The 15816-nt window shown below is 48.8% G+C and carries 17 protein-coding genes; 7 read left to right on the top strand and 10 right to left on the bottom strand.

Annotated features, from left to right (window positions below):
• The first annotated feature begins 86 nt into the window (after positions 1–86).
• Positions 87–251, top strand: a complete 165-nt coding sequence (locus QUB63_RS13025; RefSeq protein WP_332945602.1) for a hypothetical protein — start codon at positions 87–89, stop codon at positions 249–251.
• A gap of 58 nt (positions 252–309) precedes the next feature.
• Here QUB63_RS13025 and QUB63_RS13020 read toward each other — a convergent pair whose 3' ends face one another.
• From QUB63_RS13020 to QUB63_RS13000, 5 genes are all read right to left on the bottom strand, one after another.
• Positions 310–1332: a hypothetical protein gene (locus tag QUB63_RS13020; RefSeq protein ID WP_332945601.1), complete on the bottom strand. Its 1023-nt coding sequence runs from the start codon at positions 1330–1332 to the stop codon at positions 310–312.
• Between the two features lie 240 nt (positions 1333–1572).
• On the bottom strand, positions 1573–2133 hold the full coding sequence (locus tag QUB63_RS13015) for a Uma2 family endonuclease (protein WP_332945599.1): 561 nt from the start codon (positions 2131–2133) through the stop codon (positions 1573–1575).
• Between the two features lie 248 nt (positions 2134–2381).
• Entirely contained in the window at positions 2382–3572 is a 1191-nt protein-coding gene (locus tag QUB63_RS13010; RefSeq protein ID WP_332945598.1) for a cysteine desulfurase family protein, read from the bottom strand.
• A gap of 68 nt (positions 3573–3640) precedes the next feature.
• Positions 3641–4057, bottom strand: a complete 417-nt coding sequence (locus QUB63_RS13005) for a four helix bundle protein (RefSeq protein WP_332945597.1) — start codon at positions 4055–4057, stop codon at positions 3641–3643.
• A gap of 124 nt (positions 4058–4181) precedes the next feature.
• A complete protein-coding gene (locus QUB63_RS13000; protein WP_332945595.1) occupies positions 4182–4583 on the bottom strand; it encodes a DUF7682 family zinc-binding protein in 402 nt (133 codons plus the stop codon).
• Between the two features lie 190 nt (positions 4584–4773).
• On the opposite strand from QUB63_RS13000, the gene QUB63_RS12995 reads away from it, so the two are divergent.
• Together QUB63_RS12995 and QUB63_RS12990 are read left to right on the top strand one after the other, a co-directional pair.
• Entirely contained in the window at positions 4774–6435 is a 1662-nt protein-coding gene (locus tag QUB63_RS12995) for a DUF655 domain-containing protein (RefSeq protein WP_332945593.1), read from the top strand.
• A 240-nt stretch (positions 6436–6675) separates the two neighbouring features.
• Positions 6676–7320 (top strand): hypothetical protein, encoded by a 645-nt coding sequence (locus QUB63_RS12990; RefSeq protein WP_332945591.1) that lies wholly within the window; start codon positions 6676–6678, stop codon positions 7318–7320.
• 388 nt (positions 7321–7708) lie between these two features.
• Here QUB63_RS12990 and cax read toward each other — a convergent pair whose 3' ends face one another.
• The 5 genes from cax to QUB63_RS12965 all read right to left on the bottom strand — a co-directional run bounded on the left by cax (position 7709) and on the right by QUB63_RS12965 (position 11320).
• A complete protein-coding gene (gene cax, locus QUB63_RS12985) occupies positions 7709–8800 on the bottom strand; it encodes a calcium/proton exchanger (protein ID WP_332945589.1) in 1092 nt (363 codons plus the stop codon).
• 206 nt (positions 8801–9006) lie between these two features.
• Entirely contained in the window at positions 9007–9465 is a 459-nt protein-coding gene (locus tag QUB63_RS12980) for a hypothetical protein (protein WP_332945588.1), read from the bottom strand.
• Between the two features lie 203 nt (positions 9466–9668).
• Positions 9669–10292, bottom strand: a complete 624-nt coding sequence (locus QUB63_RS12975) for a DUF6391 domain-containing protein (protein WP_332945587.1) — start codon at positions 10290–10292, stop codon at positions 9669–9671.
• Positions 10293–10340: 48 nt separating this feature from the next.
• Positions 10341–11084: an MORN repeat-containing protein gene (locus QUB63_RS12970; RefSeq protein ID WP_332945585.1), complete on the bottom strand. Its 744-nt coding sequence runs from the start codon at positions 11082–11084 to the stop codon at positions 10341–10343.
• 44 nt (positions 11085–11128) lie between these two features.
• A complete protein-coding gene (locus tag QUB63_RS12965; RefSeq protein ID WP_332945584.1) occupies positions 11129–11320 on the bottom strand; it encodes a hypothetical protein in 192 nt (63 codons plus the stop codon).
• A gap of 10 nt (positions 11321–11330) precedes the next feature.
• Here QUB63_RS12965 and QUB63_RS12960 point away from each other — a divergent pair, with 10 nt between their 5' ends.
• The 4 genes from QUB63_RS12960 to gpmI all read left to right on the top strand — a co-directional run bounded on the left by QUB63_RS12960 (position 11331) and on the right by gpmI (position 15559).
• Positions 11331–12173: a hypothetical protein gene (locus QUB63_RS12960; RefSeq protein WP_332945583.1), complete on the top strand. Its 843-nt coding sequence runs from the start codon at positions 11331–11333 to the stop codon at positions 12171–12173.
• Positions 12174–12485: 312 nt separating this feature from the next.
• A complete protein-coding gene (locus tag QUB63_RS12955; RefSeq protein ID WP_332945582.1) occupies positions 12486–12698 on the top strand; it encodes a hypothetical protein in 213 nt (70 codons plus the stop codon).
• Positions 12699–12893: 195 nt separating this feature from the next.
• A complete protein-coding gene (locus tag QUB63_RS12950) occupies positions 12894–13535 on the top strand; it encodes a retropepsin-like aspartic protease family protein (protein WP_332945581.1) in 642 nt (213 codons plus the stop codon).
• A 422-nt stretch (positions 13536–13957) separates the two neighbouring features.
• Positions 13958–15559 (top strand): 2,3-bisphosphoglycerate-independent phosphoglycerate mutase, encoded by a 1602-nt coding sequence (gene gpmI / locus QUB63_RS12945; RefSeq protein ID WP_332945580.1) that lies wholly within the window; start codon positions 13958–13960, stop codon positions 15557–15559.
• Positions 15560–15816 lie beyond the last annotated feature (257 nt).

The following is a 15816-nucleotide window of genomic DNA, read 5'->3' as shown; positions in this document are numbered from 1 at the left end:
TCATTAGAGATGGTTGGCGAACCCGCCCCTACACAATTAATGGTATGACAAACTAATAATTAGAGTGAATTTATTTTAGCCTAATTATGGCAAAAGCTGCTAGGGAGCGATCGACCGTTTTCCAATTCTCCAAAGGGCGAGAAACCGGGTTTTTGCGAGAATTTTTGGTGAGAGGCGAAGATATCGGAAAAAACCCGGTTTCTGAGATGGTGCGTGGTGGCGAGAAACCGGGTTTTTGCGAAGATATTTAATCGGAGGCGAAGATATCGGAAAAAACCCGGTTTCTGAGATTGTTAAAGCTGCATCACTTTAGGCATTAGCCAGCTTCTTTTGAATCATTGCCCAATATTCAGGGAAATCCTCACGGGTATATACTGTTAAAGCTGCTTCATAAAACGATCGCGCTTTTTCGAGATTTTCATCCCGCGAACCGTTGATTCTGTCATTATAGGCATTACCTAGGTTATATTGAATCATTGCCCAATCTTCAGGAAACTGTTCGGGGGTACGAACAGTTAAAGCAGCGTCAAAAAATGCGATCGCGCGATCGATATTTTCCGCCCGCGAACCGTTGATTCTGTTGGCGTAAGCAGCAGCTAAGTTATTTTGAGCCATAGCCCAATCTTCCGGGAAAGCCTCAAGGGTATAGACTGTTAAAGCAGCGCCATAAAGGGCGATCGCCATTTCCACATTTTCGGCCCGCGAGCCCTTTATTCTAGTAATGTAGGCAGCAGCTAGGTTGTTTTGAGTTTGAGCAAACTTTTCGCTTCCGGGTTGCCGATTATTTAAAACAAGTTGATAAGCGGCAATTGCAATTTCAATATTATTCGCTCTATTCCCACCGGAAAAATTAGTAATATTAAGGGTCAAGTCTTCAACCAGGCTGACAATTGAATCAATAGTTTGTGCATTTTCCCCACCAACTAACCTCTCCATTACTTGCTCTAAAATCTCAGAAAAACGAGGATTGAGGAGATGTTTTCGTTCGGCTAGCATCGGGTAAATTACTGCTGTATTGCTATTGCTACCATCTTCTGCTTGCAATAATTCTAGGATAAAGTTTGCATACTCTTGGGGATTTTCACCTTCGGAGATATCGCCATCGTTGATATCGATTAATTGTGCTAGCTGGCCGATCAGATTTCGCAGGAAATTAGCGCCGTTTTGTCCTCCTTGCTGTGCCATTTTTTCTGCTACCAACTCGCAAGTTTCCAGAAAGTGGACATCCAACAATTCTGAGTTATCTTGTAATATCTGGGGCTCTTCGCCGTTGGGGCAATTCAGCAGGGTGTGAATTAGTTCTAGGTAGGCTTGGGCGCGGTTTTCTTCCATTGTTGGGGAGTTGTGAATAATATCGGGTTTATTTTATCATGGTTGTGCGTGGGTGGCCAGAAACCGGGTTTTTGCGACAATTTTTGGTGAGAGGCGAAGATATTGGAAAAAACCCGGTTTCTTAGATTGTCGGTGGGTAGCGAGAAACCGGGTTTTTGCGACAATTTTTGGTGAGAGGCGAAGATATGGGAAAAAACCCGGTTTTTTAGATTGTCGGTGGGTGGCAATTATTCAAAATCTCTACGCAAACAATTCGGCTACTGACACGCTAAAACCCGGTAACAAAGGACTGGTTAAGTTATCTTCTTTAAATAAAGTCATCGCTAATTTCAAGACTCCGCTTTCCCGACGGTAAATTTCTACTTTTTGCTGTATGCGGTCAAAAATCCAATATTCGCGCACGCCTTGAACTGAATATAATTTTAACTTGGATTGGCGATCGCGCTTTTCATTCTCTTCACCGGGAGACATCACCTCTACCACCAACTCTGGTGCACCAGCCAAATGTCCGGCTTCATCTAATATCTGTGCTAAAAGTTCATAGCTTACCCACACTACATCAGGAATAACATTATCACTATCGGTGAAAATCAGACCCGTAGTTGTTGCAGCCTTACCTAAACCTGTCTCTATTGACCAATTACCCAAGGTTCTGCAAACATTATCAACAATATTTTGATGTTCCCAGCGAGGTGCTCTTGTCACAACCAATTCTCCTTCGATTATTTCGTAACGGTTGCCGTTATCGGGTAAGGATTCTAAATCAGCGCTTGTCCAGCGAACTTTTTCTGTAGTTGACATAGCTTTGACTCCGCTCTGTTCTATTTTAATTATATACCAGTCTTTTCATAATTTTGACCGCAGATGTTGGCGGATGTACGCGGAGGGACGCGGATGAATCGTGGGTGGGTGGCCAGAAACCGGGTTTTTCTTAGGTTGTGCGTGGGTGGCCAGAAACCGGGTTTTTGCGAGAATATTTGATCGGAGGCGAAGATATCGGAAAAAACCCGGTTTCTTAGATTGTGTGTGCAGACAAACCGCCCGGTTTTCTAATGCCTGCACAATGCTACCTTTGGCATTAATCTATCTAAAATTTGTCCGATCGCCATTACTGTCCAATCAATATCAGCTTCAGTTGTTTCGCGCCCCAGTGTCAAGCGAATTCCACCAACTGCGCCGGTTTCGTCGTATCCCATTGCCAATAATATCGGACTGGGCGTGAGTTTGCCGCTGCTGCAAGCGGAACCGGAACTAATGCCAATTCCGGCTAAATTTAGCTGTCTGACTAGAGTTTTGCCTGTGATTCTCTCTGTATCTCTCTTTTGGTAAGGGCGACAGGAAGCGGAGACAATGCAAAAACTGGTGTGGTGTGGCAGTCGGTAATATCGATCGCCCGTTGGGACTAAACTGGGTATGTGAGCTAATCCGTCAAAAAGTCGATCGCGCAATCCAATTAACCTCGGCGTTTCCACATCCATTTCCTGCAAAGCCAACTCCGCCGCCACTCCAAAACCGACGATTGCGGGCAGCGCTTGCGTCCCTGAACGCAGTTTCAACTCTTGTCCGCCCCCGCCGAACATTGGCACTAATTCTAGTCCTGGACGCACGTAAAGCGCGCCTGCACCTTGCGGCCCGTAAAGTTTGTGACTCGAAAGCGAAAGCAAGTCTACGGGGAGTTTCTGCACGTCAATCGGCAATTTACCCGCAACTTGAACTGCATCGGTGTGAAATATGATATTGCGATCGCGCGCAATTTGCGATAATGCTTCTATTGGTTGCAGTGTACCAACTTCGCTTTGTCCGTAGATGATGGAAATTAGCACAGTGTGCGATCGCAGCGATTCTTGCAAATCCAAAGGATGAATTCGCCCATATTTATCTACGGGTAATCGCGTTACTTCCCATCCCAATTGTTCGAGTTGTCGCACCGGTTCTGAGACTGCAGAATGTTCTACGCTGGAAATAATGATATGCTGCGGTTTTGTATAAAGACGGGCAATTCCCATAATTGCTAAATTGTCCGCTTCAGTGCCGCCCGAAGTAAAAATCATCGATTCCGGTAGCGCATTAATCAAGCTAGCAACCTGCATTCTGGCTAATTCTAAAGCAGTCGCCGCCCTTTGTCCCCACTCGTGCAAGCTGGAAGGATTCCCCCAATGCTGAGTCAGAGCTTTTTGCATGGCTTCAATTGCTTCTGGGCGTGTCGGCGTTGTAGCACTATAGTCGAGATAAATTTGCATGGTTTTAATGAGTTAGTTGTTAGTTATTATTGGTTAGTTGTTATTTGTTAGTTGTTATTTGTTGGTTGTCACGAGTCTGTGGGTGGTTTGCTTTTGGGTATTTTCTTAATTTTAAACGCTTGAGTATTTGCTTTGCTTTGAATTGAGTTTAGGTAAGCGTTGAGTTTGGGAGATAGTTCGTCTATTAAAGGTTTTATGCGCTCGATTTGCTCGGTGGTTAACAGGTGTCGGGCACAAGCTAATCTTAACCAGTGTCTTGTTTCATGCAGTGACCCCCTGGCTATTTTGATAAAACGTTGATTATCATTGTAGTTATACCGCCCATTCCCCTCGGCAATATTAGCACCAATACTATCGACTGACCTAACCAATTGTTGCCCCACTGTATTTTTAGCAAAGAAATCCCAGGATAGAACAATAAACCAAACTTCATTAGAAATTTGCTCTGCTAATTGATAAACCTGCAACTCTTGAAACCTAACCATACATTTAAAATTTGAACATTGAACAATTATAACATCTTCCCAAAAAAAGCACAATAACAACTAACAACTAACAACTAACAACTAACAACTAACAACTAACAACTAACAACTAACAACTAACTAACTAACTCCCGGGTTTGCAAACGTTGTAGTCTTCGTGGGACAAAACTTTTTGGGGAATTAAGAAAGTGCCGCAATCTTCACAAAGCATTCTGTAGTTGCGTGTTACAGGAATACTCACAATCCAGCGGTTGTGACGCAGGCGTTTGCCGCCGAAATCTCTGTAATTCTTATTTTCCCCCAAAGCTGCTATAATAGCGCGGGCTTTAGTAACTACATGGTCGGGTAGACCTCTAAGATCGATGATATCTCTAGCAAATGATGCTTCCCTCTCTTGTTTTTTGATTTGTTTTTCTGCCAGCACTTCAACATATTGCTGCTGCGCCATCAACTCTTGCGTGCAGCGATGGCACGCTTTACCATATCCTTTGTGACCGCAATCAAAAATTGTTTTTCTTTTAGCCATAAAGCATCAGTATCGGGTTTGACCCACGCCCCTGAATGCTGCTACCCTACCAGTGATGCTTCCGGCATCGAGGCAGTTCTACAAGACGCAAAATCTATTCCCTGTCATAAATTTAATAGTTTTAACTTTGCTTGATCCAATATCTTTTCACTCTGAATAGACCGATGACCTCAATAAAATTTTAAATTTTGTGAATGTACTTTATTCTAATTTACCAGGTTTGTGTTGTGTTGGACTGCTGGCGATCGCCCTGGCGGCTTGCGGACAAACCAAGCAGGACGTGCAGAATTTACCTCCCACTCTGGCTCCGCTGCCTCAAGACCCCTTGTTGCAAGTATACTTCAATCAGTCCCTCACTTCGAGTTATACAGAGCCCTATCGCGCACAAACTAGACCTGGTGATGATTTAGAAAAGTTAATCGCCGAGGCTGTAGCAAGTGCTGAATCGACCGTAGATGTAGCGGTTCAGGAGTTTCGCTTGCCCGGTATTGCCAGGGTTTTGGCCGATCGCGCGCGATCGGGAATTAAAGTTAAATTAATTGTCGAACATCTGTACACTCGCCCTTGGGGCGATTATACAGCCCAGGAGTTGGCGAAATTGCCCGATCGAGAGCGCGAACGCTACAGCGAATTTGTTCAACTCGCCGATACCAATAAAGACGGCAAATTAAGCCCGGAAGAAATCAAGCAAAACGATGCTTTGGTAATTGTCCAGGATGCGGGGATTCCTGTAATTGACGATACTGCTGACGGAAGCAAAGGCAGCGGTTTGATGCACCACAAATTTGTAGTGATTGACGGCAAAACAGTCATCGCAACTTCGGCTAATTTTACGACCAGCGATATCCACGGCGATTTCAAGACAGCAGCAAGTCGCGGCAATGCCAACAATTTGCTAAAAATTGCCAGCCCTAAACTAGCGCAACTATTTACTCAAGAATTTAACATTATGTGGGGCGACGGGCCCGGAGGTAAACCGGACAGCAAATTTGGCATAAAAAAGCCGTTTCGTCAAGTCCAAAAAGTGAGAGTTGGTAATGCGACAGTTGCGGTGCAATTTTCACCGACAAGTGCGACTTTGCCTTGGGAAACAAGCCCAAATGGTTTGATTAACAAAACCTTGGGTAGTGCGAAAAAGTCTGTTAATTTGGCACTGTTTGTATTTTCGGCTCAGCGGTTGTCAAATACTCTGGAACTTGAATCTAGGCGCGGTGTGGCGGTGCGAGCTTTGATTGACCCAAATTTCATTTATCGCCCTTACAGCGAAGGTTTAGATATGATGGGGGCGACTTTGATGCAAGATTGCAGGTTAGAAGCTGACAATCGCCCTTGGAGAAAGCCGTTGACTGCGGTGGGAATGCCGCTGTTACCCACGGGCGATCGCCTGCACCACAAGTTCGGCGTTATCGACGGTAAAACCGTGCTTACAGGCTCTCACAATTGGAGTGAGGCTGCTAATCACGGGAATGACGAGACGCTGCTGGCGATCGACAGCCCGACGGTTGGGGCCCATTTTGAGCGGGAGTTCGATCGGCTGTACAAAGGTGCCATCTTGGGAATTCCCGCCCGAATCAAACAGAAAATTGACGCTAAGAAAAAAGAGTGCGAGTCAGTACAAGCAGCATCAAAATCTGCGGATGCTAAACCTCAAATTGCAGGTAAAAAGTTAGTTAATTTGAATGCAGCAACTCAGGAAGAATTAGAAACTTTGCCTGGAGTTGGGCCGAAGTTAGCCGAGAGAATTATTGCAGCGCGGGAAAAGCAGCCTTTTGAGTCTTGGGAGGATGTCGAAAGATTGCAAGGAGTGGGAACAAAGACTGCAGACAAGTGGCGCGATCGAGTAACTTGGTAATTAGGTTCTGGGCATCGGACTGAGCGTCCTTCCTCCCCCTGGTTCTGGGCATCGGACTGAGCGTCCTTCCTCCCCCTGGTTCTGGGCATCGGACTGAGCGTCCTTTCTTTATAAACTAAGCAGGAAGGACGCTCAGTCCGAACGATCAAACCTATTTTATCGATCTTGACAACAGATATGCTCTCTAGTTAAAATCACGCTTAAAAAAATGCTATCTCTTCAGATGGAAGGTATAAAGAGATGAAACGCGCCAGATATTTTACGGGGCAGCAACCAATCAAATTCCTAGCTCTTTTGGTGGGAGCAATTTTTGTGACGCTAGCAGCTTTCACAGTTAGCGCCCAGCAGACTAGCGAAGCACAATTTCGGGTAAAAAACGAAAACAGTTTTAATATTAACATGATTCAATTTAAGCGCGTTGAATATGTAGGTCAGTGTCCCGGAAGTGGCATCTCCCCTGATTCGCAAAGCGCTCGATTTGTTTCCAGCAAGACTCCCCCCGCCCCTAACAGAAGAGTGCTGATTAAAAATGTGACCGATGGCATGGAAACTAACCCCTATCCTTACACGGATAGAAGTTATGACAAAGGTGAGTTTTCCGAAGACTTTGCATTTAAGTTGGGTAGCAGTCACAAAACAAGAACTTTTTCGGTTTTAGAGGGCGAAAATAAATTTGCCTATGAAATCAAAGAAAATAACCAAGTTATAGAACAGGGTGCCCTTACCGCTCAAGTTTCTGTACAAAATTTAGGTACTTTTCCACGTCAGCAAATTTGTCAGAATAAGTTAGAATGTCAGGATGATTCAGATTGTCGCGACAGGAAAGGCAGAGGAAGAAGTTGCAGAAGAGAGTGTTTTTCTGTTCAAGAGTGTCGATGTCCGTAACTATTTCCTGCCTAATTTTTGTTAAAATTAACCGCCCAGTACACAGCTAAAGTCCTGGACGCAACTGGCACTCTGATAGGGGTTAATTTTTAGGTATGTTGTTGCGCTTGGGCGCTCTTTATATTAAGAGCGCCCAAGCGCAACAACATACCTTTATTTAATGTGACAGCTAGTTAAAGTAGGGTGCGTCAGTAGATCGTGTTTTCATTGATTATTCAGAAACTCCGAACTGACGCACCCTACAAGTTCGATCGTTCGGACTTCAGTCCTTTCTTTAGCAAATCAGCAGCAAGGACTAAAGTCCTCACTACCAACCTATTTTATGAGGACTAAAGTCCTCACTACAAACTTATTTTATGAGGACTAAAGTCCTCACTACAAACCTGGTTCAAGTAATGGGGTGAAAGTAAAATGCTGCTCCCAACACGGTATATGTTGCTAAAAGCAGCACTCCTTCGAGCCAATTCGATCGCCCGTCGAGACTAATGAGATTAGCGATTGTAACTGCGATCGCAACTGCAACCACTTCAAACGGATTGAAGTTTAAATCCATCGGCTGATGAATCACTATGCCGATAATCACCAACACCGGCGCAACCAGCAAAGCAACTAACAAACTCGAACCCATCGCCACGGAAACTGACAAATCCATATTGTTTTTCATCGCCACTCCCACCGCCGTTACGTATTCCGCCGCGCCGCCCACAATCGGTAACAGAATTACCCCTGTAAACAGCGGCGTCAATCCCAATCCTTTGGTAGTTTCTTCGACAACGCCCACGAAAATTTCTGATTCAAAAGCAACGGCAACTGTTGAGGCGACTAGCACTCCTAGCCACAGCCACAAATTCGGTTTGTGCGCAGTAGATTCATCGGTATTTTCAGAATCTTCTAACTCTAGTATGCCGACTTCGTAAAGATAGCTGTGAGTTTTTAAGGAAAATAGCAGAGTTAGTGCGTAAACTGCAATTAGGACGATCGCAGTTATTAAAGAAAGATTCTGAATGGCTGCGGGTTCGACTCCATTGGACGTGTAAATTACCATCGTCGGCAGCAGAATTGCAATCACTGCTAGAGTCATAGTGGAACCGTTCACCCGCGCGATAATTGGCTTAAATTCTTGTTCTTTGTAGCGGATTCCTCCTAGCAGCATGGAAAATCCCATGACTAAGAGCAAGTTGCTGATAATTGTGCCAGTGATGCTGGCTTTCACAATGTCAATTAAGCCGGCTTTTAGGGCAACTATGGCAATAATTAATTCTGTAGCATTCCCGAATAGTGCATTTAATAAGCCGCCGATGGAGGGCCCTGTGACGATCGCCACTTCTTCTGTTGCTGTGCTCAACCAAATCGCCAGAGGTATAATGCCTAAGGCGGATGTGATGAAAACTGTGAGGGAACCCCAGTGCAAATACTCGGCGGCGATGGAAATGGGGATGAAAATTAACAGCGCTATGGAAAGAATTTTTTTGATTGACATAGGGACTCGGATGGTGTATTGAAGGTGAGGTCGAGTTGTCGGGGCGATCGCCAAATTGATTTTATATCAATACGCGATTGATAAGAAGACCGGGCGGTTTCAACCAGGTTTATACAAACACTCACTCAGCGACGTGGGTTTCCGAGGGAGCGGTTTTTATATCAATACGCGATTGATAAGAAGACCGGGCGGTTTCAACCACCGTCTTATCTGAGAAAAAGCGCGCCGTCATTCCGAATGCTTAAAGATTTTCTATCCACACCCGAATCATTTGTCTCGTCCAATCTTACCTCTACTGTTCCTTCGCCAACAGGTTTCAGGCTCACTTTCAATAATGCGCCATCTTGTCGCCTAAATACAATTGATGCAGGTAGTGTCAGTGCTTGCAGCGCGACTGTGGTATTTTCGGCTAAGCTGCGGCGGTTAGTTTGTCCCACTACTTGATAAAATAGTCGATCGCTGGTTTTATTTGTTAATCTAACATTGGCTTTGCCGTTGACGGGAACCATCTTGCCGTCTGGAACTCTTTCTGGTTCGTTCGTTTGGGCTATGGAGCCAGCAAAACTCGCATTCTGGGTGAAAAGCCAAAAGCTGTTACTTGCTACGGCTAAGGTGACAGCGAGTAGACTTGCTAGACAGGTTTTGTCGATCGCTAATTTGCACATTAATTTGTTGGATGAAGTGGGATTGTCCTGACTTAAAAGCACTAATTAAACGAAGAAAGAAAGAAGAAGTAAGAAGGAACAATCAAAAAAGAAGGAAGGAAGAAAGAAGGAAGAAATAAGATTTTTCTCATCTCCCCATCTCCCACTCCCCCCCTCTCCCTCTCCAACACTCTCCCTCTCCCCGTCTCCCATTCCCTCAGCAGCTATTCAACCCAACGCACCCGCACAAAATGAGCCTCGCGTCCCCAGAAGTCGTGACTTACAGAAATATCAACAACACTCAAATTAAACGGAATAGCAGTTGTCACGTAGCGCTGAGCCAGAGATCCCACATCTGGAGCTAACTGAGCCGCCGCAGCCGCCGCCGCACCCAAACCCAAAAGTTGCAGGATGGGCCCCTTCGGCAGGGCTAAATTGATGCCGACAGCAAGTCCAGCAGTCAGCAGCATTGCCACCGACAAATTGGTGCCGCAGCGGGGATGTACGGCTAAATCCCACTCTCCGCTAGCAATCCGCTGCAGGGCCGATTGCACTGCATGACGCAACTGTGCAATATTAACGCGGCCGTACAGATAAAATCCTTGGTCTGTGGACATCCCGCCCAATAGCTCATTATCGGCTCTTGCTGTCGCAGTACCGCCAGATTGGCCCAGTACCCAAACCGTAGCGTGTTCCAACGCATGAACTTGGCGCAAAGTCAAGACTTCCTTCAAACCGGGTACAAAATCGAGTTGCCGCAACAAGTCAGCATCTTGAGTCGGCTGCGGGGCAAAGTCAAAAGGAAATTCGCTGGCGCGCCAAGAACTAGAAGCAGCATTTGTCGTCATGTCAAAAGGCCTCCACTAATGTCACATCTTACATTTAAGAGGCTAGATTCACGGTTGAATGCGCTTGCCTGCGCGAAACTCTCCGGAAAACCGTCTCCCTTTAGCATCTGTAATTACTCCTCTACCGTGAGGCAGTCCCTTGCGAAATTCGCCTTCGTAGCGAACGCCGTTTGGGAAGCTGCAACTACCTTTGCCGTCTAGCTGTTCGTTGAAAAACTGACCGTCGCACCGAGTGCCGTCAGCACGGGTGAAGACTCCCCGACCAAACGGGTCTCCTGCGAAAAACTGTCCGGCGTAGCGATCGCCGCTAGCAAAGATAAATTGCCCTTGACCGTGCGGCTGACTGCTAGCAGCCCCGCCGCCTATTGGTTGAACAATTTCAAATGTTCCCCTGTAGCGGTCGCCATTGGCAAAAATAGATTCTCCCCTAACGATCAGACCGTTGCGGAACTCTCCCACCATGCGGTCATCGTTGGAGAACAGGAATACGCCTTGACCGTTGGGCACGCCGTTGCGAAACTGTCCTTCATAGCGATCGCCCTTGGAGTATACGTATATTCCTTGTCCCTGAGGTCTGCCGTTGACGAAATTTCCTTCATAATTGTCGCCATTCTCGTAGTTGCACCTGACTCTACCGTTGGGGGGAGAGCCTTCGCAAACGGGAGGGCGGTTTTGGGCGGCGTCTGGCGCCTTCTGAGCCAATGACTGCTGACTGTTGGCTAGCAGTGAGAGGTATCCTACCCCCGAACTAACCAACATGAGTATTCCGAGTTTTTGAATTGAGCGAAGCATGACTGTTCTCAATTTTCGTTCTAAGGATAAAGCTAAATTTTGCATTAAGCTGGGTTCTGGGCAACTCGGGGAGATTTTTCTCCCACAATTTTAGAAACCTCTACACCGTTTTCTTCTAAAACCACAACCGGGTCGGCTCCTGATTTGAAATCAACCCGTTTGATCAGCACCTGCCCGCTGGCAATCCGCTGTCCTACTTTGATATATCGACTCGTTGGCTCGTTAGGTGCTTTCACAATTACCAGTATGTCATTACCAACTCTGACTACGCCACTAACTTCAACTCCTTTGGCATTGTCTGTCGAAGGCGGTGGCGGTGGCGGTGGGGGAGCCGGTGGGGGGGGTGGCGGGTTGGGGTCTTGCCACGAGGGCGGGGGCGTTAACTCTGGCAGCTTGGGCAGACCGGGCAGTTCTCTGGTGGCGATGTTGGGAATGGTGGGAGGGCTGGGGGGGCCCGGCGGGCGAGCCGGTCTTGCTCCCGGGCGTGCCGGTGTTGCCCCCGGGCGAGCCGGTGTTGCCCCCGGGCGAGCCGGTGTTGCTCCGGGCCGTCGCGTTCCTTGGGGGCTGGCGGTGGTGCCTCTTGGGAAGCCCGGTATAGAAGGCACTCCCGGTATTGATGATGCCGGAACTCCTGCTATGTCTGGGGAGCCTGCTGGTCTTCCCGGGCGTCCGGGTCTGGCAGGCTGCCGTCCGGTGGTGCCTGTTGGGAAGCCCGGTATAGAGGGCACTCCGGGTATAGATTCGGGAACTCCTGCTATGTCTGGGGAGCCTGGGCGTCCGGGGCGTCCGGTGGTGCCTGTTGGGAAGCCCGGTAGGGAGGGCAGTCCGGGTATAGATGCGGGAACTCCTGCTATGTCTGGGGAGCCTGGGCGTCCGGGTCTGGCTCCGGGGCGTCCGGGTCTGGCTCCGGGGCGTCCGGGGGCTGCTTGGGGACGCGCTGAAATTGGCGGCCTCCATTGGGGCGGTATGGGGGTTAACGGCAGGTTGGGAAGACTCGACACCTGTGCGGGGCTTTGGGGTTTGGGAAGTTCGGCAATGGAACCGCCGGCGCCCGATGCCCTTCTCGGTCGCGGTGCTGGCGTCCACTGAGGCGGGTTTCTCTCCTCTGGCAGCTTGGGCAGATTTGGCACTTGTCGGACTGGCAGGTTGGGGAGTTCGTTGCCTGCCCCGCTGCCGTCTGTTCTGAGCGGTTGAGGGGGAAGGACTGAGAATGGGTCGCTTGCTTTGCCGGGGATGGTGGTCTGTGAAATTGCCGTCCCGCTTGAGGCAGATCCCGGTGATGTCTTTTTGGCCTCGATGTCTGCTTGAGCTTGTCTTGCGCGTTCGTCGGGGTTTGTAGATCGGATTAAGCCAGGGGGCTGGGCCGCGACTACCGGGGAGGGAAATGACTGAGCTGCTGGGGTGGGACTGGCCGCGGCGCCGGGAGTTCCGGGAGCGTTGGCTGTTGGTGATGGAGATGCTGCACCGGGACTGAGAGTAGGACTAGGAGTGGGACTGGCTGTGTTGCTGCCCCCGTCGCCGCCGCATCCCCCGATCGAGAAAGCTAGCATTCCTATAGTTGCAAAATATAAAAGTTTACGCATTGTCGATCGCCCCCAAACGCCTGACTTTTAAGTGATCCAAATGGCTAGCGCAGTTGCTGCCATTTGCCGCCTTAAGTTTACCTGTTGTTTGATAGTATGCGATCGCTTTTAAATTGCCAAGTTTTCCCGACGATTTGATGTTGAAGCGGGCCCTGAGTTTTCGGGATCGGGTTAGGATATCAATGGCGGTGGTTTTTGGACATATTGAATCAATTAGGGCATTCCTATGGTGGCAAAAGTGATTCTCAAGCGGATTTGGCGATCGGGCATTGTTTCTGCGGCCGTCTTGGTGGCAGTTGGCTCGGTGTCCGGCGGCAATGTGGATTCTCATTCAGAGCGGCCCGAAACCGAGGTGATGGCATTGGTATCTGATGTGAGTTTCCCGCAGCTCGATCGCACTTTAACAGGCTCCGGAGCCGCAAATGGCCGTGTGTATTCTCAGTTTCGCCGGGGCCCCTCAAATCCTGCTGCCCAACAAACGGCCTCTCCATCTGGGAATCAAAAGGTATTTCAAGCTAAAATCAAGCGCCGCGCTGGCGGGACGCCGGTGATTGACGTGGTATTTAACGGCAACAAGACTTTTGAGATGATTGTCGATACCGGGGCGAGCGGCACTTTGATTACTCAGCGGATGGCTACTGCACTGGGAGTGAGGCGCGTGGGCACCGGGAGAGCGGGGATCGCTGACGGTAGCGTTGTCGAGTTCCCCATCGGTGTGGTGCGATCGATTCGGGTTGGGGGTGCTGCGATCCAAAATGTCGAAGTCGCGATCGCCAAACAAATGGAAATTGGTCTGCTCGGTCACGATTTCTTTGGCAATTACGATGTCAAAATCAAAAAAGATGTTGTAGAATTTTATGTTCGCTGAAAGCGAGCCGATTCGGAAACCGATTTTTGTTCGCATCAAGTAAAGTTATTCGCAGCCCGGTCAAGGCTGTTTAATTTATTTCTTGAGGCACTAGCAAAACGCCGCCAAGTGTGGTATTGTTTTGAGTGTTTCCAGAGCAGTTGACCGTGGAACTATCCGGGAAAATCAGGCCGCAAAAGCACGGCCGCTGTTGGTGAGATCGGTAACAGTCTCCGCAAAGGATTCACAGTTCAAGGCAAGGCAATCAATTAAACAATTCGCTTATCAGGTCGAAATTAGTTCCCAAAATGCTGTGGCTGAGGGAATTTTGATTGGCGTTGTTGGGCCGGACCGTAAAAAATCTGTAAACAGATGAGCGCAAGATGTTCCGCAAAATCGGAAATGACGATCGAGAAATTAATTATTGTAAATAAGGTATTCGCATGGCACAAACGTCTGTATCTCCTGTAGTGCTGATTATTCTAGACGGCTGGGGTTATCGTGAAGAAAAAGACGGAAATGCGATCGCCGCCGCGAAAACACCCGTGATGGACAGTCTCTGGGCCGCTTATCCCAGAACTCTGATTCACACATCAGGCCGGGCGGTAGGGCTTCCAGACGGGCAAATGGGCAACTCGGAAGTGGGTCACTTGAATCTCGGCGCGGGCCGCGTGGTTCCTCAAGAGTTGGTGCGGATCTCCGATGCTGTCGAAGACGGTTCTTTGCTCGACAACCGGGCGCTGGTTCAGCTTTGCTCCGAAGTGCGCAGTCGGGGCGGCAAGTTGCACCTGACTGGTCTTTGTTCCGAGGGCGGGGTACACTCGCACCTGAGTCACATTTTGGGTTTGCTAAAGTTAGCAAGGGCGCAGGGAATTTCTGAGGTTTGCATCCACGCGATTACAGACGGCCGCGATACTACTCCGAAAGAGGGTGTGGAAGCTCTAGGCAAGATTGAAGATTATATCAAACAGGTAGGAGTCGGTCGGATTGCTACCGTCAGCGGCCGCTACTACGCGATGGACAGGGACAAGCGCTGGGATCGGGTACACCGCGCTTACGAGGTGATGACGACTGAGGGCGCCCCTGACGGTCGATCGGCAGTTGATGTGTTGCTGGCCTCCTATGCTGAAGGAGTGACCGACGAGTTTGCAATTCCGACTCGCATTGCCCCCGGGGCGGTGGCATCCGGGGATGGGATGATTTTCTTCAATTTTCGCCCGGACAGGGCTAGAGAGTTGACTCAGGCCTTTGTAGCGCCAGATTTTAAGGGCTTTGAACGGCAGTTAATTGAGCCGCTGACTTTTGCCAGTTTTACTCAGTACGACCCCAAACTGTCGTCGGTACTGGTGGCTTTTGAACCGCAGAATTTGAACAATATTCTGGGCGAGGTGATTTCTAAGCACGGTTTGCGGCAGTTGCGGACGGCGGAAACTGAAAAGTACGCTCACGTGACTTATTTTTTTAATGGGGGTCTGGAAGAGCCTTTTGAGGGGGAAGACCGCGAGTTGGTGCAGAGCCCGATGGTGGCTACTTACGATGAGGCGCCTCAGATGTCGGCCGCTGAGGTGACGGATGTGGCGCTGGAGGCTTTGTCCAAGCGGATTTATTCGTTTGTGGTGCTTAACTACGCTAACCCGGATATGGTTGGTCATACGGGGATGATGGATGCGACGATAATTGCGATTCAAACTGTGGATAAATGTTTGGGGCGGCTGTTGGCGGGGATTTCCCAAGCTGGGGGAACAGCAATTATTATTGCTGACCACGGCAATGCTGAGTTGATGTTCGACGAGGATGGGAATCCTTGGACGGCTCACACTACTAACCCGGTGCCGTTTATTCTGGTGGAAGGCGAAGGTCTGAAGATTCCGGGTCACGGAGGGGATGTTGCTCTGAGGGCGGACGGTTGTTTGGCTGATGTTGCGCCGACGATTTTGGAGCTGTTGAGGTTGCCTCAGCCCCCGGAGATGACTGGAAAGTCTATGATTCGATCGGCTGATTTTGAAGTTCGCGCCAATCGCACTCCGGTGCGGGTGCGGCTGTAGCAAGTTTGGCTACAGGTAGGGATACGGTGCTGTCCCCAGAGGTCGATCGAGTTAACCCGAAAGACCGCCAGGGACTTAAGTCCCTGGCTAATAGCTAAAGTCCTCTGAAGAGGACTGAAGAACTTATCTCAGTCCTCTTCAGAGGACTTTAGCTTTGAGGCAGGGACTTAAGTCCCTGCCGGACTGTGGGAAAGCGCGTTAAGCCGACATCTCTGGGCAGTCCCCTGTCCCTAAGCGAGGTTGTGTGCGATCGACCG

Origin of the sequence: Microcoleus sp. ARI1-B5, assembly GCF_036705795.1 — a bacterium.
In the GTDB taxonomy this organism is placed as follows: Bacteria; Cyanobacteriota; Cyanobacteriia; order Cyanobacteriales; family Microcoleaceae; genus Microcoleus.
Note: the sequence above shows the minus strand (reverse complement) of the source record. Positions and strands in the feature narration are given on the sequence as shown.